Source organism: Nitrospirota bacterium (genome assembly GCA_015233895.1).
Lineage (GTDB): Bacteria > Nitrospirota > Thermodesulfovibrionia > Thermodesulfovibrionales > Magnetobacteriaceae > Magnetomonas.
The window spans coordinates 114,172-134,995 of record JADFXG010000001.1 but is presented as its reverse complement, the minus strand read 5'-3'; the positions used below and the strand labels follow the sequence as shown (position 1 = coordinate 134,995).

Below are 20,824 nucleotides of genomic sequence, written 5' to 3'. Positions count from 1 at the left end.
TAAGGGTATTAATAAGCTAAAGTGCTTGTGCCGTCATCACACGTGTGTCCTGCTAAGTTACGTTTGGGATTTGTTGTACCCTGAAAACAGCTCATCGGAATATCGGTACAAGCCACGTTTGTTGATGTTGCCGTCCCTGTAAAACTTAGCTTACCGCTATAGCTGCCGCTAGTTACGTCTGATATGGTAATTGTTGAGGAGCCTGTTGTTATAGTGGTTCCCGAAAATGTAATCATTTGCGTTGTGTTTGCTGCTATGCTGAAACTTGTGCCCGCTGTTTGAGTAGCAGTGCCGGTCTCTGTCGTCATTGTTGAAAACGTGCCTGTCAGTGCATTTGAAGATACATTTCCGATAACACAGTAAACAACATTACCTGCATTTGTGTGAAGATACGGCATGTAATACGTTGCTGAACCAGCCTCAGATTTATTGCCTGTTGATATACTAATAACTACCGTTATCAGTATTGCCATCATCGTGTATGTTATTAACTTTCTCATTTTTATCATCTCCTTTTATTTAAAATTAATGGGCAAGTACAGTGCCTGTGTAAGTTGTGTTATCGTCGCACATTATCCCTAAAACGTTACGTTTAGGTGAAGTGGTTCCCTGAAAACACGCCAAACCCATTGTTTTACACTTTGTTGTAGTATCATTGGAACTAAATGTTAGTCTTGCTGAATACATCGCTGTTTGACTGGATGAACCCCCTGTGTTAACAAGCAAACTTATTGGTGTGGAACCAGCAGTTAGCGTGTGTCCGGAAAATGTCAACATGGATGATGTTTTACCTGAAAGTGAAAATGTAGTGCTTTCATATGATGGTGTGAGTATAGTGCCAACATTGTTAGCCATTACCATCACATAACCTGTCTGAGAGGATGATGTCATATTACTTGCCACACAATAAATCACGTTATTTGTGTCTGTGTGAAGGTAGGGGATTGTGTATTTGATATTGTTAGAGCCGCCTGTTGTGGTTAAGGCTGTGGTGGTGCCAGCTGTAGTTGTGGCAGTCGTTGTGGTGGTGCTGTGTGATAATGCAGTCGTTGTGGTGGTGCTGTGTGATAATGCAGTCGTTGTGGTAGTGCTGTGTGATAATGCAGTCGTTGTGGTGGTTGAGCTTGAAGCTGAGGTACCACCTTTTGTAGCAGTCCATGTACCTGATGACGATACATTACACATATTAGCGTTAGATGAGCCGGTCCACGTGCCGGAGGCTAAAGTGGCGCCGGAAAACGTGCCTGTGAATGTCATTTCGTTATTGTTAGCATTTACGGTAAAGCTGCCGGAACTTACATCTGTTGTCAAATTAGTAGTATTTGGGACGGCTTGTATTGTAAAGCAACTTGTGCCTGATATCCTAAAGCCAACTAACATTGTGATAGAATTCATAATATCGCTGCTTACAGAAAAAATGAAATTTCCACCATCACCGCTGTTGCTGGAACTTGTAGCTATGCCTGTCCATGTACCGTCATAAACATTAGATGCTTCACCATAAGGTATAACAACTAAGCACATAAACAGGAAAACAGAAAGGCAAGAAAAGATTTTGCTTATTGGTATTATTGTTTTCATCAGCGTTTCTCCTTATTTTTTAATCACAACACACGCATTAACACTGCCAAAAAAAACTATTAAGCACGTAACATAAACTCCATAGTAAGTCTAAAAAAATTAAATGTCAAGTTATATTTATAATTATTATATTTTCATATAGTTTTGAAATCAGAGCGACCAAGTCCCATTGAAAATAGTGATGCAATAGTGAGAACAAGGTGCAGAGGAATCATTCTTTTTCAAAATACTCCTAAAATATGTTAGTATCCAGCGGATGGTGCACAAAAGGAATCTACGCCGGTTATTTATCGTAACTTTGGCTCTCGTCACTGTATTTCTGGCTTTTTCATGGATTAGAATAATCTTTCTTTTTCCCATCAACCCCGATGGTGGCGACTACCTGTCAACTATGGAAAGAATTAGTGACGGGCTAAGGCCTTATGTGGATATTAAGGTGCATTATCCTCCTGCTATCTATTTTTATTTTTTATTTTTTAAGAAATTTTTTGGCGGAGGTGATGTACTCTACAAATTTGCTCTCTTTATTGTTGAGATGGCCTCGGCTCTTATGTTGTCTTTAATAGCAAAGAGGTTATTCAAAAGTATGGCTGTTAGTGTGTTTTGCGGCATTGTGTTTTTATTTTTTTATTTGGCTTATGACGGGCCATGGTTTGTGATAGAACCGTTTGTTAATTTTTTCACTCTTTCCGCTGTTTTTTTACTGCTTAATCCAACCATGGCTGGCGCTTTTGCCTCAGGTGTGTGTCTGTTGCTTGCTGTCATGTCTAAACAGTATGGGTTTTTGGCACTCCCTGCTTTGTCAGCGATGCTTTTCATAAAACAGGAAACATTTGAAATAAGAGGCGGACTGCTAAGGGGGCTTTTATTTATTGCAGGATTTCTTTCAGCCGCTTTGTTGGTGGTTCATTTTCTTAATCTTGATGTTAGATCATTTGTTTCACAGTTAAGCGGCCAGGGATATGTAAAGGCAGGATTATTAAATATGCTCTCAGGTATTTTCAGTGTCAGAGGGTTATGGATTATAGGCGTATTGATTCTGTCGGCAGTTATGTTAATGAAAACATTTGATTTTTATTTGCTAATTTTCTCTTTTCTTTGCCTTTTTCATATTGTTCCGCTTTATTTCAGAACATATGCGCACTATTTTCAATTGTGCTTACCCTATGCTTTAATACTTTTGGTTTATACAGCCAAACAATTCTTTTTTAACGGGCAGTTTCAGGATAAACTTAGAAAAGTAGCGGCTGCTTTCCTTATCCTGGCACTTATGGGGCCAGTGTCTGTTGCCATCTACGTACCCCTTGTCTATGCCTTAAGCGTCAAGGACAAAAAAGAAACTCTCCTCATTGCTAAGAAAATAAATACAATTGTACCACAAAGGTCTCCAGCTCTTGTAGTAAATGCTCCGGAGTTTAATTACTATTGCAATCTCTACCCGCCAAATATGCAGGAGGGCTACCATGTTACATATAAAAGCGGTGACTTTGGCAACCCGTTTAACTACAAAATGGAGGATATCCCCTACGTTTTGTGGTTTAACGGAAACATGATACAGTTAGGTGATGCTGAGTTTACGAATTATTTAATGCTTACCCACAAAAAAACCATGGTACTCACATTTAATGACGGAAAACGCACAGTGGAAATATGGGGGAAAAAGTAAAAAAATTCTTCCCTATTATAACTCCTTTTATGTTAGAGTATCATGAAAAATAAAGGAGGATCCGACGATGGTATTTGATACTCTGAAAGAGTTTGCAATGGCAGCGCTTGGCGCTCAGGAGATGGTGAGGAATTTTGTTGAGGATTTGGTAAAGAAGGGGGAACTGAGTGAATCCCAGGGCATGAAAATGGTCAAAGAGTGGTCAGAAAAACTTGGTAAGACCGGCAGCGAATTCTCTTCAAATCTGTCAGAGACAATAAGTTCGGTCTTAGAGAAAATGAACCTTGCCAAAAAGGATGATATTGAAAAGTTAACTAAAAAAGTGAATTCACTTTCAGCTCGTGTCAGTGCGCTTGAAGGCACGAAAAATACAGATGATGAGAAGCACTAAAGGAATATAACTCAGCAAATGTTTTCTGAAATCCTGAAACTCACTAAAACCTACAAAAATATAAACAGAATAACTCAGATTCTGAACATTCTTGCAAAGCATGGGTTTGGACAGTTTATTGAGCAACTTAACTTAAGCCGTTTGATACCTTTTAGAAAGCGGTTGAAAATTTTTACCCAGGTTGAAATAATAGAAACGACAATAGCAGAGCGGCTGAGGCGGGCGTTTTCTGACCTTGGGCCGTCATTTATAAAACTTGCTCAGATACTGTCCTCACGCCCGGACCTGATAACAGAGAAATTTGCTGCCGAGTTTGCAAAGCTGCAGGATGAAGTGCCGCCATTTCCGTTTGAAGGTGTAAAGGAGACAATAGAGGCAGATCTACATCTGCCAATTGATCAAATATTTGCTAAAATAGATAGAACTCCAATTGCAGCGGCCTCAGTTGCTCAAGTACATAAGGCAGTGCTCAATGACGGCACAAAGGTTGTGGTTAAGGTACAGAGGCCAAACATTCGCCAAACCATAGAGACCGACATAAATATCATGCGGCTTCTGGCCTCCATGATGCTTAGGTATATCCCAGGGGCTGAGATATTTAACCCTGTGGGGATAGTTGAGGAGTTTGCAAAAACCATAAAAAAAGAACTGAATTTTATGGAGGAAGCTAAGAACGTACAACGCTTTGCGAGGAATTTTAAAAAAGTTGAGAGCATAAAAATCCCGATACTCTATCCTGCCTATACATCAGAGAGAGTTATTGTGCTTGAACGGATTGAGGGTATAAGGATAAACGATGTAAAGTCAATGGAAAGGCTTGGGTTAGATAAAGGCGAGATAGCGGAAAATCTTGTTAATGCCTACTTTAAGATGATTCTAGAGGATGGTTTTTTTCATGCTGACCCACATCCAGGAAATCTTTTTATTGTTGATGACGGCATAATAGGCATAGTGGATTATGGCATGGCGGCGTGGCTTACTCCTGATGTCATGGAAAGCATTGCAGGAATTCTTATAGCCATCGTCAACAAGGATTTTGAGAGTCTGATTGATGAGTTTATATCCTTAGGGATGGTCACAGAAGAGGTGGACATAGACAGGTTCAGAAAGGAATTTCTAAACGATATGATGGAAATTCTCATACCTCTTTATGACACTGCACTTGCTGAGATTAATTTTGCCGAGTACCTTGACACTATAACCAAACTTTCCCTTAAGCACAAACTTAAAATTCCGTCCTCGCTCTTATTAATAGATAAGTGTATGCTCATGGTAGATAGCATAGTGAGGGAAATAGATAAGGATTTTAACTTTATCACGGCCTCAGCCCCATACACAACCATGCTTATCAGGAAAAAGTACGGCCCTAAGAAGATGTATGCTAAAGTTGGGAAAAACCTCTCGGATCTGGCCGATTCCCTTATTGATACCCCTAAGAAACTGCGGGTACTGATTAGAAAAATGATAAATAATGAGTTCATTGTGAAGTTTAACATAATCGGCGTAGAGCGTCTTATCCGGGATTTCGACCGTTCGACCAACCGTCTTTCTTTTAGCATTGTGACAGCTTCAATCATAATGAGCTCAGCCATATTAACAATGTCAGGGATAGGAGCTAAGGTTTTTGATATGCCTGCAATTGGGACTTTGGGCTTTATAATATCCTTTTTTCTGGGGATATGGCTTATTATCTCCATTATACGATCGGGAAGGTTTTGACGTTTCTTTTTCAAAATCTGTTCATTTTCCATTATTTTATGTATAATATGTTTTATGGGTGAAAAGTAAAATGAAAATCGATTGCACAATTAAATGCAGGGGGATTTAAACATATGTCACTAATTACGTGGAATGACAATTTAAGTGTGCGTGTAAAGGAGCTGGATGATCAACACAAGAAACTGATATCTTTGATTAATGACCTGTTTGATGCTGTAACGGCTAGAAAAGGCAAGGATGTACTTGGGGCGGTATTAACCGAACTGATAGAGTACACAAAGTATCACTTTGGTAATGAGGAGAGACTGTTTGCTGCCCATGGTTATCCACAGACAGTTGCCCACAAACAGGAGCATGATGATTTAACACAAAAGGTGATAAGTTTTGATGCTCAGTTTAAAGCCGGCCGTGCTATGGTTGATCTGTTACTTATGAATTTCCTGAAAGACTGGCTTACCAAACACATCGTTGGCACAGACAAACAGTACTCGGCGTTTTTAAATGAGAAAGGTATCAAGTAATAGTCGCTAAAGGGAGAGGAAATTAACCTCAGATGGACACAGATAAGAGCAGATAAAAATTGAAAAACCATAATCTGTGTTCATCCGTGCTTATCCGTATTTTAATCTACTTATGACCTACAAGCTATCAGAAATTTTCGACATTAAGGAATTGCAGGAACTCTCTGCAAGTTTTACCAGACTTACGGGAACACATACTGTAATTTTAGATATAGACGGTAATATACTTACTGCAAGCGGCTGGCAACAGATCTGTACTAAATTTCATCGTGTAAACCCCATAACTGAGGTAAGATGCAAAGAGAGTGATTTTATCCTTGCTGAGAAAGTAAATGCAAAAGAGCAATACAACGTTTGCAGATGCAAAAATGGCCTTGTGGATGTTGCAGTGCCTATAATTATTGACGGCGCGCATATGGGAAATCTCTTTACAGGACAGTTCCTTTTTGAGCCGCCAAATGAACAATACTTTATCAGACAAGCTGAGGAGTGTGGTTTTAATAAGGATGAGTATCTTGAGGCGCTTTCAAAGGTCCCGGTATTTACTGAGGAATATGTAAAAATGATAGTTGATTTCCTGCTGCGTCTTGCCATGCTTATTGGTGAAACAGGACTGGCAAAGAAAAAAACGTTGGAGTCAATGGAAAGAGACCTCAGAGACAGTGAAGAGAAGTACAGGTTACTGTTTACGCATGAAAATGACGCTATATTTCTTTGTGACGCTGAAACATATGAGTTTATTGATTCAAATGATGCGTGGTGTAATCTGTATGGTTACAGCAGGGAGGAGATGAAAGGCGCAAGTGTAACCATTATATCAGCGGAACCTGAAAAATCATTTGCAATAGCAAAAAAGGCAAAAACTACATCACGCCAGAGAGTGACCAACATCTTGCACAGACATAAGGATGGAACAGTGTTTTCCGTTGAGTTGAGCATAGGTTTTTTTACCTATAAGGGCCGAGATGTGTTTTGTATAATATCAAGAGACATCACAGAGCGAATACGTATAGAGGAGGCGCTAAAGCAGTTCACTATCAATCTTGAGAACAGGGTGGCTGAGGAGATAGAAAAAAACAGGTTAAAAGACCAGCTGATGTATGAACAGTCCCGTCACATGGCAATGGGAGAGCTGCTGGTAAACATTGCTCATCAGTGGAGACAGCCCCTTGCTGCAATTGGCCTTTTAGTGCAGGATATACGGGACGCTTACATGTGTAATGAATTAAATGAAGGCTATCTGGATAAAAGTATTACAGATGTTATGTCAGAGCTAGTGGCGCTTTCAAATACGATAGATGGCTTCAAAGATTTTTATCTTAGCAATCAGCAAAAAGAGGTACTCAGGATTAAAGATGTGATAGAGAGTGCATTGTCAATTACAAATGTGTATTTTGAGGTAAAAGATATTATTATTGAGAAGGAAATTGATGATGGGCTGACTCTGAACGTGGTACCCAGCGAGTTTGCCCAGGTAATACTGAACATACTGTCTAACGTCAGGGATGTTTTTGATCAAAGACATGTCTCAACGCGTATTGTTAAGATTAACTCATACAAAGATACGTCCGATGGCAAAGTAGTTATCACTATCACTGACAACGGAGGCGGAGTGCGTGAGGACATTATCGGTAGAATTTTTGACCCATATTTTACAACCAAAGATAAGTCTAGAGGGACAGGACTCGGTTTATACATCACAAAACTCATAGTGGAAAAGAGTATGAAAGGCGCTATTTCGGTAAGAAACATTGATGGCTGGTGTGAGTTTAAGATAGTGGTGTAGGAGGGGGAATTCCGGAAAGGCTGTGTCCGGTATAATAATTTCTTATTCAAAATTCTTATTCAAAAACCAAATTGATGCAATCTAAGAAGTACCTCCAGCTTTCTACTTTGTTTCTATACTCGCCGTTTAGACATAGATCAGTATAGTCCAAATTATAGGCTATTTTGTACGAGTCATCTTTGTGTTTGTCATAACTTTTGCCGCATAAATGATAGATTTTATCAATAATTTTTGTAGGATGAGGGTAAGATTCAGGATTATCGTTGATTAAATCATATCCCAATTCTTTTTTGATAAAGTTATGGGTTAGCAAACTCTCAATTTTACAAAACATCTTAGAATCCATCAGAAACCATGCCTCTATTTCCATTATTGCAAGTACAAGGATTATTCTTTCATAATAATCCTTGTTTTTGAATAACTTTCTAAAAGCTCCTATAACTTTCTTCTTTTCTTCTTTTTTTATTTTTTCCTCATTTATTTTTATATGATATAGATCATGAAGACCGATGATATAGTCGTATCCATTGACTTTAATCATAGACTCTGCTCTTTCTTTAATTTTTGATGCAACGCTACTATCACCGCTTACATCATAGATTAGAACTTCATAAATTGCATTTGGATTTTCTAGCATAGTAACTTTTGTGAGATATTGACCTATATACTTGCATCGTTCTAGTTCTAAATTATGATAACCCATATAAGCTAACAAAAAATTTTCAAGAAAAATCGCTTCAGTTTGTCCCTCGACAAAAAAAGCTATTTTTTTCAATTATTATCCCATTCTTTGTACATTTTCCCGGTAAGAAGATCAAAGTTATTTAAACCGGTAAGTGAAAACTCATCAAACATTTCTTTATTATTGAAATAATTATAAGACTCAACTGTATGTCCGGTTCTTTCCAGTATGTTCAACGAAGTAATATCCACGGCATTTATTAAAAATCTGTCATTGGATGCTGCAATTAGCTGTATTTTCGTATCCTTGAGTTTTCCCATAATAAGTTTCGTAAGCTTAGAAGACCTTTCAAAATCCAAACCCTCCCCAATATCGTCTATTACAAGGGTATATGGTGTGTTCCTTATCAAAAATGCTTCAACTATGATAATTGTTGAAAGTGCCCGAAGCATACCCTGCGACATATAACCCTGAGAAGTATTAAACCCTAAACTTTCCTCATTAACGTTTATAAAAGAGTCTCCATTTGGAATTTTGATAACTTCAATATTTTTGATGGGATAACCAATGTTTGTAAAGTCAGCTATAAGGGCATCCATTCTCTTAATATTTAAAATAAGTTCTAAAGATGCTATTACCAAGTCCTGATTAAATCTCTCAAGCGTGTCTTTATACATAACAAAATGCGGGCTAAACTGTGTAAAGTTTAAGGAACGAAATTCATCTGCCCATGACCACAATTTTTCCAGAAAAGGAAATTCTTTTTTATCACGACGCACGTTTACCGTTAACTCTTTTTCAGGAGGTGAGAAATCTATCATTTTTTTTGTGCTTTCAGAAAATATCTGACCGTTATCTTTTTCTCTTTTTATTAACACACGTTCATCATTTTTAAATTCCTCAAGTTCTACTTGTATTTCTGATAATATCAATTTATAAACATATTTAACTGGTGGCGTAATTTGAGTATCTAAAAATTCAATATCCCATGATCGTTGCGAATTTTTCATAAAGCTACTGTAAATGATTGATTTCATGATACATAATCTCAAATCCAATATAGCGTTCAAGGATCTGGTCTTACCTGTAGCGTTAAGGCCGATAATTAAATTGTGCATACTCAGATCAGTACTTTTTAATTTCCATTGTCTGCCAAAAACGTTTTCACTATATTCAAGTTTAGTAATAATCATTTACGCTCCTGCATTCAACAATCTGTTACTCAAATTATTTATTAAGTATAACATAGATTTATAAATCTTATTGCAGATGTTGTCAGTGATTATTCGTTTGTTTTTAAAGACATACAAGAAACATAATTAGAGCGTTACAATTCTTCAGTAAATGCCTCACCGGTTTTTAAGCACCGCTCAGCCTTAGCAAGTTGTCTGCCTACAAAAATAGCGTGGCCTATGTCTGAGATTGCCCTGTCGCGTTTTATCTCATACTGTATCCGCTCGGCTTTTTTACTCCTGTATTCAGTGAGTTTCTCTCCATTATAGATATGCTCTGCAACAATTTGCCCATCCTCAATTTTAAATCTGAACTGCCCGTTTGGGTCGGCCTCAAACTTAAAATTACCGCTGTGCTCACGGACAATCATCTGGAGCTTTTCATACCCCTCATCGGGATTTATGCTTATGGAGTGGCTGATTATAGTTATAGCTCCTGCTTGTATCCCTGTCTGTTGTGCGACATGCTTTTGAATAGCCATAAGAGCATAGAAATTTTTGAGCCACGCATCCAATGCGTTATGGACTCTGAAAGTTGCCGAAAGTGTCAGTTTATCATCAAACACCCGGAGAAAAATTGTAGCTAAACAAGGAGAGGAGCGCCATGTGTCGGTCAGGTCTGTCCTTGAATCCCATAGCACTATAAAAGAACGCCTGTCCTGCCGGTTTCTCTTTAGTTTTTCTATACAGACAATCAGAGCATCCACATCAAAATAATCCCTGATTCTGTTGCCATAGCCATAATCCCCCTCTACAATATCGCTCATGACTGTGCTCTGATAGTCATGGAGCTCTTCGATAGAAAATCCAAACGGCTTTAAACGCTCGTTGTTCTCCTCTATCGGATTTTCTACTATTACCTTTACGTTTTGCAGCTCTTTGCGGCGCTTGTCAGGCTTAAGCTCTGTCATGCGCCCAAAACGATCCAGACAAAAGATCAACTCTTTCCACGCTTCAAGCGGAGTGTTTTTTATAATTATATGACTGCGCTGATTAGAAGGAAAATACGAGGGAGTAATTTCTGGTAAATCTATTTCTACTCTCTCAGCCTCTGCCATATTTAATCCTGACGGAAGATTATCAAAGAAAGCCATCAGTTTTATTTTAAATTCAGCGTCGCTCTCCTTTCCTATATAGGTTAAATTGGGAGGATTCTTAAATAACTCAGGAGTTAACGCCTCAGGCAAAAATCTGGATGTGCCGATAATCCTGTTACTTGTAATGCCAAGTTGAATTTCTTTTTCCACACCTTTATTAAAAAAGCTCAACAGTTGCTGCAACGACCCTCCGGTATCCCGTCCGCAAATTAAGATATGTGTTATCTGAGGGTTATAGAGCAAATTGGCAAGAAGGTGCTTTAGTCCATTGCCATAGAGTGTGCCAAAAGCGGCGACTTGTGAGCTGGATGCGTCTAAATCCACACCAGCCTCTTTGAATTTGTCTATTACTGCTTGCGGCTTTGACCATAGGGTGACAACTCCAACATAACCATTTGGATTTATAATGGTTAGGGAGTCTTTATAATAAACAGGTACAAATTCCATTAACTCTTTTTGGAGTTATGCCCTCTGGGGCCTCCAACATTTTCAAATGCAGAGTTGAAGTTTCTGTAAAGTGTCTTATACTTTTCAATTCTGTGCCATTTCTTAAGAAACCCCTCCGGTAAATCCTCAACAATTTTAACCTTATCCCATCCCTCTGGAATTGGGTATGCGTAATAGGGTAAATCTTTGGGAATACCGCGCACAAAAATTACCTGAGGATTGACCCATTCAAGACGCGACAAAAACACCCTGTGCATTCCATCGTTTATGATGTTTACGACTCGTCCGTCTTTTTCAATGGATTCCTCAACTACCGGAGGGAGCAGATCAATTGGCTCCTCCTCATCCTCAAGCCATATTTTCACATAGCCGTTTAAATTAAAAATGTCTATATTGTGATTTCTTAGCTCCCACCTCAGATTGCGCACTTTGTCTAATTCCTTATGTAAGACATAATACTGTGCCGGATGCAGGTAGTTGACAGAAATATGCTCTAATGAAATAAACACATCTTTATAAGGGCGGATTTCCGGTGCATGAAGCATCGTAATGTTTTTAAGATTTTCAATCAACTGTCCGGTAGAGAAATGTTTTATCTTTAAAATTTTCATATATTTATCTCCATAAATCCAGCATTAGTAGCTGTGAAATTGTTCCTATGGTGTAATCAGGTTTTTTAAGTTCGCCATTAAATACCCGTACAATTGGATCCAGCTCATGTGCGGGACGTGACAAAAACCACACAGTATTCATGCCCAACTTCATAGCCGGCTCGATGTCGCTAAAATACGAATCCCCTACCATAACGGCAGCGTCAGGGGTCAAATCAAGAGATGCCAAAGCCCTTTCATAAAGCACTGGGTTGGGTTTTCTTACGCCCTCTCTGAAACTCAGCGTGGTACTGTCCACTGTGGCCACAATCTCAGGGCAGGCCAGTTTGAAAGACTTATAGTATGGTACCCAAATGTCTGAAATAAGGCCTATAAGTAATCCCATCTGTTTCAGTTCTTTTACTGTCTCAGAAGCACCTGTTATTTCTATAGCTGCTATTTCCTGGCTATCCCAGAGATCCTTAACCTTATGCGTGCACCTCGTTATGGCTTCTGCATTTACAATGCTCACAAGATATTTGATTATATCGGGTGGAGATGTTAGCTCTCTGACCATTATTATATCTTTAACCATGTCAGAGTTAATCTCAGTGTGGCCAAGAATTTTGGCAATATCCTTACATGGCGATATATCCGGCCCCATTACCAAAGTTGATCCTATATCAAAAAACACTCCCTTTAACTTTTTCATGCAGCCCGTCTATCTATGTGGCGTCATCGTCAATTATTTTACTGGGCTGAGGTCCGTCCTGATTCATGTACTTTGCACTTACCTTCTTGTCATAGGGAACCTCTGCAGGAGATGAGAGCATTTCAAATGTGAAAGAGCATATTCGCATACCCGGATACAGTGCTATCGGCATTCTGCCAATGTTACTGAGCTCCAGGGTGGGATTTCCTCTCCAACCCGGTTCAAACGTTGAAGCGGTGCCATGAATTATTAGTCCGAGGCGTCCCAGACTGCTTCTGCCGTCTATACGGCCAACAAGGTCTGCCGGCAGCTCAAGTCTCTCAATAGTCATAGCAAGAGCAAACTCCCCTGGCTGAAGGATAAACCTTTCTCCGTCAGGGATTGTTATTGATTTCATGATGTCATCAATTTTAATTCCCGATCTTAAATCAAGCACAGGATATCTGCTGTGTTCAAACACGCTAAAGACATTACCCAGCCGCATATCAAGCGTGCAGGCTCCCAGCTGCTTGTCAAGCTCAGGGTACGGTACAACCGTTATCCGTCCGCTCTCTAATGATTGTCTTATGTCTCTGTCTGATAAAATCATATCTTTATAAACTCAGGCAATTTTCAGTTTTTTTCGTGTCCACTCAATAAGTCCGCCGGAGTTTATCAGCTCCTGCATAAACGGAGGGATTGGCTTTGCTTTAAACTCAGCCCCAGTCGTGTGGTTTTTAATTATTCCGGTATCCGCATCTATCTCTACCACATCACCCTCTTTTATGCCATCGACGGCCTCCGAGGATTCAAAAATAGGCAATCCTATGTTAAAGGCGTTTCTGTAAAATATTCTGGCATAGCTTTTTGCTAAAACCGCTGAAAGCCCTGCGGCTTTTATGGCAATAGGGGCGTGTTCACGGGATGAGCCGCAGCCAAAGTTTTCCTCTGCAACTATTAAATCCCCTTGGCTTAATTTCTTATAAAAATCCTTATCAGCATCATCCATCACATGCGCTGCAAGCTCCGCAGGGTCTGAAGTGTTTAAGTACCTTGCCGGAATTATCGCATCCGTATCAATGTCTCTTCCAAATTTCCATGATTTCCCTTTTATTAACACGGGATAATCCTCCCTCTTAAAAAAGTTTCTTTAATTTCCATAAAGATGCCTCGCCTCCTCCATCAGAGCCACAGTGATTGTGCTTAATCCCTTTTCCCGTGCATGGTTTTCGATTGTTGACTTGGCCATCCATCTTACAAACACAGGCACTTTCTCAAGCCGCTTAAGTGCCTCAGGCTCCCACTGTAATGTCTTTGTGGCAGTGCTTACAGATTCCACCGGGGTTTCCGGCACTTTTGGCTTGCCTTCATGCACACCAAGCTCTTTTATCATCTTCTCCTCCATAGGATTAGCAATCATTGCAAAAGAAGCTCCACAACCGGCACAGGAAAACGTTAACGTTGCGCCAGCGGCATAGGCTTCAGTGCTTTGCTCCCTCTTAACCGGCATTTCTATATTACATTTCAGACAGTTAAATTTCATGATACAGTCCTCCTTTTTAAGAAGTCTTAGACCCCGTCCTTACAAAGTATCTGTATATACGGTGAAAATCACCTTTAAATAGTGATCGAACTCCTTTAGATATTACTATTAACCTCTCTCCCATTCTGTTTAAGTAACTGTAAAGCCCGTTCAAAGACTCCTTATCAAGAAGTTTTATAAGCGGTTTAGCGGCAAGCAGCTTTACCATAAACCGTGGAAAATGGGAAAAACCGGCCAGATAAGTCAGGAAATTTATGTAGGAGCCGTGCGGAGTGTGAAGGTGCTTTGAATAGACCTCACGCCACTCATCCTCCTCGGTTTTAATGATGCCGTCACGCTTAGCTTTTTCATAGAGGTCGGTTCCGGGAAAACAGACCAGTGAGGCACGCTTTAACCAAAATGGCTTTGGAAGCTGAAGGATAAGATCAAGGGTTTCAGCAACATCAGATGTGCTCTCCCATGGGTTATCTAAAATTATATGGTAACACGGCGGATATATTCGCCCCTGATACTTATGAAACACATCGGCAGCCTTTAAAATTGTGCCCCCTGTGATGCTTCTTTTATATAACTCCATACCATGTTGACTCATAGACTGAATCCCCATCTCAACGAAAACAAGGCCGGCATCAATCAGTGCCTCCATCTTGGCTTCAGTAACCGTGCCCGGACTTGCCTGAATGTGAAATGGTAGCCCGATGTGTTTTTTGTAGGCAGCTGCAAACTCAATTATCTCAGGTTCACCTCTGACCATAAAGGTATCGTCAAACAGAAAGATGCTTTCCACAAAGTCAAATTCCCGCTTTACCCACAAAAGCTCCTCTATGATGTTGTTAACCCCCCGTTTTCTTAAATACCTCTGCCCCTTGTACATTTCTGACAGGGTTTTTTCCGCACAGAACGAGCAGTGGTGAGGACAGCCCCGTGTGGTCATAACTTTAAAGCTAAGAGTTCTTTTGTATGAATCATAAAATGTTCCCTCAAGGTGCGGCTCAAGTGGAAACATGCGTTTTAAGAGGTCTTTTGACATCGGCTCTATGGAGCCTTTTATATTGTCATAGATAAAGTGCCCATCCATACCGAAATCGCAAAACGGGATTGAGTCCAGATCCTGCACAAGTGCCCGCATGGGGTTTCTGACTGTTACACCGTTTTTCTTTAAGCACAGATTCTGAATGTCTGAGTAATCCTTACCTGCCTCAATAGCATTAACAAGCTCAAGCAGTGTTTCCTCACCCTCACCGACACACACAATGTCAGCAAATCTCAGACAATCCTCAGACATTACGGTGGGATGTATGCCGCCTACGACAACGGGCACCTTAAGGGCTGCCCTTAAGGTCTCACACAGTTGTGTTGCCCTGTCAAGGTAGTTACTCATAAATGAAATCCCAATGAGGTCTGAGCCCTTACACAGCTCTATCACCTGGTCCATAAGTTTTTGTTCGTAGTTATACTTAAATCCGGTTTTATATTTAAATTTTTCAACTCCACCGGGGAGGAATATATTTCTAACCTCTTTACCGTGCTTTTTCAGATAAGCAGAGAGAGTTCTTACGCCAAAAGCCGCAACATCCGGCGGCGTAGGCGCTATCAACGTGGTTTTCATCTGGCTATTGCTCCTTTTTTCTACCGCTTGTATGCGGTTAGTAATTTCTGACCATCAGGAAAATTGCACACAGTAGTTTATCATAAAATTAACAGTTTTGAAAGTAAAAAAATGATATAATAATCACCGATGTTAAGTTCAAATAGATTATTTTATATTTTGATTTTGATTTTTTTAGTTTTACCAGCTCAACGGCTCTCTGCACACGAGCAAATGGAACTTACGGTTGAGGATGTGGCGGCTATGGTGTTAGACAAAAATCTTACTTTAAAGACGGAAAGCTACAAGCCAGGTTCTGCTGCCTCCGATGTGTTAATTAACGAGGGTGCATTTGACCCGTCCATATCTCTTGGCGTAACAAACTCCTACACGAAGGAGCCCTCAAGCACCTCTTACGACAGTTCTCAGTCCAGTGTATCCACTTACAACTCAACACTTTCCGGTACACTTCTTACCGGCACTCAGTATCAGTTATCATTTGAAAATGACCGTTACTGGGGAGACTCTGCCTACCTGACATTTAATCCTTATTATACGTCAGAGGTAAAACTATCCATTACTCAACCAGTATTAAAAGGTTTTGGCACAACCGTGCAAAGTACTAATATCAATGTGTATAAGAACACTTTCGAGATAGCTAAGTTAACGTATGATTCAACTGTTAATGATAAACTTGCTGAGGCAGCTAAAAAGTACTGGGATCTGGCCTCTGCAATAAGTAACGTTGAAGCTGCTAAAATTGGCTTAAACCTTGCCAATGACACCTGTAACATTGTTAAGGCAAAAATAGAGATTGGTTTAAGCGCACCGGTTGACATCTACACGGCAGAGGCTGAGATAGCAAGGCGGGAGGGTAATCTTCTTGATGCCGAGAAAACCCTTGTTGATGCTGAAAACGCTCTTAAAACGCTTTTAAACATAAATGAAAAAAATGTGCGGCTATTGCCAATTTCTCAGCCTGTTAAACCGGTTGTACCGCCAGAGTTAGACACTATTGTTGAGACTGCACTTAAGTTCAGACAGGACTACCGCAGCGCAAAGCTTGAAAAACAAAACCGTGAACTGCTTAAACACTACTACAAAAACCAGATGCTTCCGGAGGTGGACTTAACCGGCTCCTACGGCTACATAGGGCTTAGCGAAAACCACGGCACAGCACTTGATAAAATGACGCAAGGAAATGACTTTGCATGGCAAATCGGAGTTACCGTATCACTCCCTATTGGAAACCGCAAATTTAAGGGCTACTACAAGAAGGCATCCTATGAAAAAGACCAGTACGAGGCCAAAGTGCTGGAGATTGAGCAAACTACTGCCGCCTCTCTGCGCGATGCGCTAAACGCCCTGATTTTTGCAGAAAAGAAAATCAAGACAACTGAAAAAACCCGTCTTGCCGCAGAAAAACAGTTAGAGGCTGAAGAGGGCAAGTTTAAAGTAGGACTTGCCACTTTAAACGATGTCTTAAAATTCCAAAGCGATTACGTTACCGCTATTTATCAGGAAAAAACAGCTAAAAACGAATACTCCAAAACACTCATCGAAATTAAGCGCCTTCAGGGGATTGCTCCGGTATAAAAATATGGTTATAAATATTGACTAATAAGGGAGATTAATAAGCAGTGATGCAGCACAGTGGTTATTTACTAAAAATCAAAACAAACTTTGAAAATATCTCCTCCTGAAAGTGGTGCAGCATTTCTTCTTTCATAAGTTTCAGGGCTTCAAACGGGCTCATTGCCTGCTTATAAGAGCGCTCGGCAGTGATAGCGTCAAACACATCCGAAATACAGCCGATTCTGCCGTAGGGGTGGATTTCATCCTTTTTTAACCTGCGCGGATATCCGGTTCCGTCCTCTCTTTCATGATGCTGCATTACGATGATTTTACATTCCTCGCTTAATTGATCAGCCTCTTTGAGTATCTTGTACCCCTGATAGGGATGAGTGCGCATCTCAAACATTTCGTCATCGGTAAGACGACCGGGTTTGTTGATTATCCTTGGTGTAATTTTAGTTTTACCGATGTCGTGAAGAAAAAATCCAGCTCCAATTTCGTGCATGTTATGAGCGTCCGAGTTTTTGAAGATTTCCTTAGATACCATTATTGACAATATCCCCACATTTACTGAGTGGGTATAGGTGTAGAAATCGTGAGAGGTTATGTTTAAAAGGTAGCCAGAGGTCTCAGGTTCTCTGAGAATCATATCAACCAGGCTGGCTACGGCATCTTTTGATGTTTTAATGTTTTCAGCAGTTGGACTTTCAAACAATTTTCCCATCACCTGAAGGGATGACTTGTAAACTTGTTTTGCTTTTTCCCTCTTAGGCATCGTGGTGTCTTCTATGGCTTCTTTAAGATCATCCGGCATTAGTTTATCCGGCTGCCACACAATGGGCGGCATCAGGTCTTTGTCTGAATGGGTGATGTTTTCAATATTCTTTATAGTTAAGATACCTTTATCGGTATCTATGAAAACACTTTTGATACCGTTTTCAATTATTTGCTTAATTTGTATATCGTTTGTTATTACAAATTCATTTTTAATAAACGGATGTTTATGCCATGACTCAGAAATCTTGACATACATTCCAACTTTAAGCTCTTCTGTTTCTATAGTTTTAATCATTTTTATGGGAAAAACCTGTAAATATCTCTTCTATGGAGCACTCTTCTGAATTCCAATTTGTCAAAAGCAACAGACAAGCCAATACGGAAATCCCCTTTCTTTACCTTGTAAAATCCATCATATCCTTTCATTTTTGATATTCTGGAAAAAAGCGATTCAGGATTAACCAAAGGCAGCTCCTCAAACACAAGGTACTCAATTTGTTTTTTGTAAGGCGCAGGCAAAGAGGCAAGGTCTTTTAAGAATTGCTTCCTGTACCTGAATTCCATTAATCAGACACTGCATGAAAATATTCTTTTGCTTGTTCAAGGTTAAGGGAGTCATTGTCTTTGTCGTCAATCATCAGCTTATAGAGTCCATAGTCTTCTAGTATGTCTTCAATCTTATTAAATGTTTCAATGTCAATTTCAACTGCTAACCTGTTATTATTCTCATCCACGACATATTTTTTTACTATTTCCATCATAAAGCCAATCTCCTTAAACTTAACCGTCCGTACCAGCTCATTATATTAAGCTGCCTAAACTAAGGTTGTCAATTGTTGAGAGAGTTATTTAGCAGTGATAAACATTTAACTCTATGGTAAACTTAGCTCCCTCACCCTCGTTTTCAGCATATAGCCGCCCGTGCATGTTATTTTCGATTATTACCTTTGACATGTAAAGCCCAATGCCTGTCCCCTCTTCTGCCTCCTTAGTTGAAAAATATGGTTCAAACAATCTCTGCAATGCCTCTTCAGAGATTCCCCCGCCATTGTCCTTTATTTCTATCAGCACCTTGCCGTTTACCTCTGATACTGAAATGCGGATATCTCCCTTTAATTCCGGGGTTTTCTTAAGTCTGTTCACTATTGCATCTTTTGAGTTGTTTACTATATTCATCACAACGTGTTTAAACTCATTTGGATAACCTAACACAATTATCCCGGCAAGAGAGTCCTCCGGCATGTCAGTTACAGTAACCTCAGTGTCGCATTGCCTGTAAAAAAACCTTATCTTCATTACTACTTTTACAGACTGAACTGTCAAAAAAGAAAGAAGCTCCTTTATCGCTGTTACAACATTAAAAGGAATTTTTTCTTTGCTCGGTCTGAAAAAATTCCTGAAATCATCTATTGTACGAGACATAAAGGTTATTTGCTCCATACATTTGCTGACTGAATCTGACATACTGAGGCTGTCAAGCTCTCCATATTCGAAAGCATCCTCTATATCCTGAACCAGCAAACCAAGGGCATTAAGCGGCTGTCTCCACTGATGCGCTATAGCGGCAAGCATCTCCCCCATCGATGCCATTTTCGACTGTTGAATCAGAAGTTGTTCATTTCTCCTGCCCCGATCCACCTCCTCTATAACTCGTGCATTCAGGTTTTGATTTAAATTCTCAAGCTGTATTGTTTTTTCCTTAAGCTCTTCCTCAGCCGCTTTCCTTGCGCTTATGTCAGTACATAGTCCGATATAGCCTGAGAATTTTTCATCAGGCAGAGTAAATGGCACTCCCTTGTTTAAAAAGCAAACATACACCCCGTCATATCTTATCAGTCTGAACTCTACTTCAAAGGGTTTTGAGTTTTTAAAGGCATAAGCATAGACCTCCCTCGTTCTTTCTAAATCATCCGGATGTAAGGACTCTTTTAGACACTCCCCTAAATCATCATCTATGTATTTGCCGGTAAACTCCTGCCACTGCTTGTTGACATAAGTGCAACCGCCATCAATGTCAGACATCCAGATAAGAGACGGGATGCCGTCAGAAATCATTTTAAACTGTCTAACAGCTTCAATCAACGCCTCTTCAGCTTTTTTCCTTACCGTTATATCCCTTATTACACCAACTGTGCCAATTGTATCAGAAACCAACGGTTTAATTATTCCTATTGTACCTGAATGTTCTTTTCTCATCGTTGTACAATCCACATCATAGACACCTGAACTGTTTATCTCAGCTATCATACGGTCGGCATTTTTGGTTTCATCGTTATCGGCGCATTTTCTCATAATGCGAACTTCAAGTCCGGTTGTGCTCCTTGGGCCTGACCTTCTTTCGTCAAATAGTTTGGGAGCTTCCCTGTCTCCGGTTTTAACTCCGGTTAATTTAGGCAGCACATTTTCTTTGCTGACTTTTTCAACGTACTCTGATGATACGATTACACTGAAATGCTGGCCAATCAGTTCCTCAGGTGAAAACCCGAGATTCTCTATAGTGTTGTTGAGATACGTGAATCTGCCCTCAGCATCAAGTCTGTAAACAATATCCGGAATGGTCTCAACCAGAGTTTTAAAATGTTCCTCAGATGTAGCCAGTTCACAGACTTTTACGTTTAGATCGCTATTAAGTTGCCGAAGCTTTTGCTTTGCTCTGCAGCACTCCGTAACTTGAATCTTAAGAGGTCTGAAAAGGAAAAAATACAGGACTGGTAACATTAATATTATCAGAGAGGTCGTACCTACCGTTCTTTTTACAAAATCAGACACCTCTCTTGCTTGCGGGATTAACAGCATTATAAACCACTCGGATATAAAAATGGATATGACTATAAATACAGAAAAAACCACAGGCGATTTCAGGTTTAAGTCACTGAGCGCCTTTTCGCTAAACAACCGTGATATTAACTCTTTAGAGAGTTTCAACTAAAGCCCTTCC

22 protein-coding genes are annotated in these 20,824 nt (G+C 39.9%); 7 read left to right on the top strand and 15 right to left on the bottom strand.

The window, feature by feature from the left end:
* Positions 1-8: 8 nt before the first annotated feature.
* Both HQK88_00635 and HQK88_00630 read right to left on the bottom strand, forming a co-directional pair.
* The gene (locus tag HQK88_00635) at positions 9-500 is read right to left on the bottom strand and encodes a hypothetical protein (protein ID MBF0615301.1); all 492 of its coding nucleotides are present in this window, start codon (positions 498-500) and stop codon (positions 9-11) included.
* A 25-nt stretch (positions 501-525) separates the two neighbouring features.
* Positions 526-903 (bottom strand): hypothetical protein, encoded by a 378-nt coding sequence (locus tag HQK88_00630; protein MBF0615300.1) that lies wholly within the window; start codon positions 901-903, stop codon positions 526-528.
* Between the two features lie 49 nt (positions 904-952).
* Between HQK88_00630 and HQK88_00625 the strand changes: the two genes are divergently transcribed.
* The 6 genes from HQK88_00625 (at position 953) to HQK88_00600 (ending at position 7,664) form a co-directional block, all read left to right on the top strand.
* Positions 953-1,483: a hypothetical protein gene (locus tag HQK88_00625; protein MBF0615299.1), complete on the top strand. Its 531-nt coding sequence runs from the start codon at positions 953-955 to the stop codon at positions 1,481-1,483.
* Between the two features lie 354 nt (positions 1,484-1,837).
* Positions 1,838-3,247, top strand: coding sequence for a hypothetical protein (locus tag HQK88_00620; protein ID MBF0615298.1), 1,410 nt, complete (start codon positions 1,838-1,840; stop codon positions 3,245-3,247).
* 67 nt (positions 3,248-3,314) lie between these two features.
* The gene (locus HQK88_00615; GenBank protein ID MBF0615297.1) at positions 3,315-3,638 is read left to right on the top strand and encodes a hypothetical protein; all 324 of its coding nucleotides are present in this window, start codon (positions 3,315-3,317) and stop codon (positions 3,636-3,638) included.
* Positions 3,639-3,656: 18 nt separating this feature from the next.
* Entirely contained in the window at positions 3,657-5,357 is a 1,701-nt protein-coding gene (locus HQK88_00610) for an AarF/ABC1/UbiB kinase family protein (GenBank protein MBF0615296.1), read from the top strand.
* Positions 5,358-5,470: 113 nt separating this feature from the next.
* Positions 5,471-5,878 carry a hemerythrin family protein gene (locus HQK88_00605; protein ID MBF0615295.1) on the top strand — a complete coding sequence of 136 codons (408 nt, stop codon included), beginning with the start codon at positions 5,471-5,473 and terminating at the stop codon, positions 5,876-5,878.
* A gap of 112 nt (positions 5,879-5,990) precedes the next feature.
* Positions 5,991-7,664, top strand: coding sequence for a PocR ligand-binding domain-containing protein (locus tag HQK88_00600; protein MBF0615294.1), 1,674 nt, complete (start codon positions 5,991-5,993; stop codon positions 7,662-7,664).
* A gap of 55 nt (positions 7,665-7,719) precedes the next feature.
* Here the strand turns inward: HQK88_00600 and HQK88_00595 are convergent, their stop codons facing one another.
* From HQK88_00595 to HQK88_00555, 9 genes are all read right to left on the bottom strand, one after another.
* Complete coding sequence (locus tag HQK88_00595; GenBank protein MBF0615293.1) at positions 7,720-8,439, bottom strand: DUF4276 family protein; 720 nt, start codon at positions 8,437-8,439, stop codon at positions 7,720-7,722.
* On the bottom strand, positions 8,436-9,539 hold the full coding sequence (locus tag HQK88_00590) for an ATP-binding protein (GenBank protein MBF0615292.1): 1,104 nt from the start codon (positions 9,537-9,539) through the stop codon (positions 8,436-8,438). The genes HQK88_00595 and HQK88_00590 overlap by 4 nt, the downstream gene beginning before the upstream one ends.
* A gap of 134 nt (positions 9,540-9,673) precedes the next feature.
* Positions 9,674-11,122 (bottom strand): hypothetical protein, encoded by a 1,449-nt coding sequence (locus HQK88_00585; protein ID MBF0615291.1) that lies wholly within the window; start codon positions 11,120-11,122, stop codon positions 9,674-9,676.
* Positions 11,122-11,733 carry a hypothetical protein gene (locus tag HQK88_00580; GenBank protein MBF0615290.1) on the bottom strand — a complete coding sequence of 204 codons (612 nt, stop codon included), beginning with the start codon at positions 11,731-11,733 and terminating at the stop codon, positions 11,122-11,124. The genes HQK88_00585 and HQK88_00580 overlap by 1 nt, the downstream gene beginning before the upstream one ends.
* A 4-nt stretch (positions 11,734-11,737) precedes the next feature.
* Positions 11,738-12,424 (bottom strand): HAD family hydrolase, encoded by a 687-nt coding sequence (locus tag HQK88_00575; protein ID MBF0615289.1) that lies wholly within the window; start codon positions 12,422-12,424, stop codon positions 11,738-11,740.
* 13 nt (positions 12,425-12,437) lie between these two features.
* Positions 12,438-13,013 (bottom strand): dCTP deaminase, encoded by a 576-nt coding sequence (locus tag HQK88_00570; GenBank protein MBF0615288.1) that lies wholly within the window; start codon positions 13,011-13,013, stop codon positions 12,438-12,440.
* A gap of 12 nt (positions 13,014-13,025) precedes the next feature.
* Positions 13,026-13,523: a 3-isopropylmalate dehydratase small subunit gene (locus HQK88_00565; protein ID MBF0615287.1), complete on the bottom strand. Its 498-nt coding sequence runs from the start codon at positions 13,521-13,523 to the stop codon at positions 13,026-13,028.
* Between the two features lie 30 nt (positions 13,524-13,553).
* Positions 13,554-13,796 (bottom strand): PCP reductase family protein, encoded by a 243-nt coding sequence (locus HQK88_00560; GenBank protein MBF0615286.1) that lies wholly within the window; start codon positions 13,794-13,796, stop codon positions 13,554-13,556.
* A gap of 166 nt (positions 13,797-13,962) precedes the next feature.
* Positions 13,963-15,555, bottom strand: coding sequence for a B12-binding domain-containing radical SAM protein (locus HQK88_00555; GenBank protein MBF0615285.1), 1,593 nt, complete (start codon positions 15,553-15,555; stop codon positions 13,963-13,965).
* A gap of 213 nt (positions 15,556-15,768) precedes the next feature.
* On the opposite strand from HQK88_00555, the gene HQK88_00550 reads away from it, so the two are divergent.
* Positions 15,769-17,130 carry a TolC family protein gene (locus HQK88_00550; GenBank protein MBF0615284.1) on the top strand — a complete coding sequence of 454 codons (1,362 nt, stop codon included), beginning with the start codon at positions 15,769-15,771 and terminating at the stop codon, positions 17,128-17,130.
* 61 nt (positions 17,131-17,191) lie between these two features.
* On the opposite strand, the gene HQK88_00545 is transcribed toward HQK88_00550, so the two are convergent.
* The 4 genes from HQK88_00545 to HQK88_00530 all read right to left on the bottom strand — a co-directional run bounded on the left by HQK88_00545 (position 17,192) and on the right by HQK88_00530 (position 20,811).
* Positions 17,192-18,181 (bottom strand): HD-GYP domain-containing protein, encoded by a 990-nt coding sequence (locus HQK88_00545; protein MBF0615283.1) that lies wholly within the window; start codon positions 18,179-18,181, stop codon positions 17,192-17,194.
* Positions 18,182-18,183: 2 nt separating this feature from the next.
* On the bottom strand, positions 18,184-18,450 hold the full coding sequence (locus HQK88_00540) for a type II toxin-antitoxin system RelE/ParE family toxin (GenBank protein MBF0615282.1): 267 nt from the start codon (positions 18,448-18,450) through the stop codon (positions 18,184-18,186).
* Positions 18,450-18,647 carry a hypothetical protein gene (locus HQK88_00535; GenBank protein MBF0615281.1) on the bottom strand — a complete coding sequence of 66 codons (198 nt, stop codon included), beginning with the start codon at positions 18,645-18,647 and terminating at the stop codon, positions 18,450-18,452. Before HQK88_00535 ends, HQK88_00540 begins: the two co-directional genes overlap by 1 nt.
* An 88-nt stretch (positions 18,648-18,735) precedes the next feature.
* On the bottom strand, positions 18,736-20,811 hold the full coding sequence (locus tag HQK88_00530; protein MBF0615280.1) for a PAS domain S-box protein: 2,076 nt from the start codon (positions 20,809-20,811) through the stop codon (positions 18,736-18,738).
* Positions 20,812-20,824: the final 13 nt, after the last annotated feature.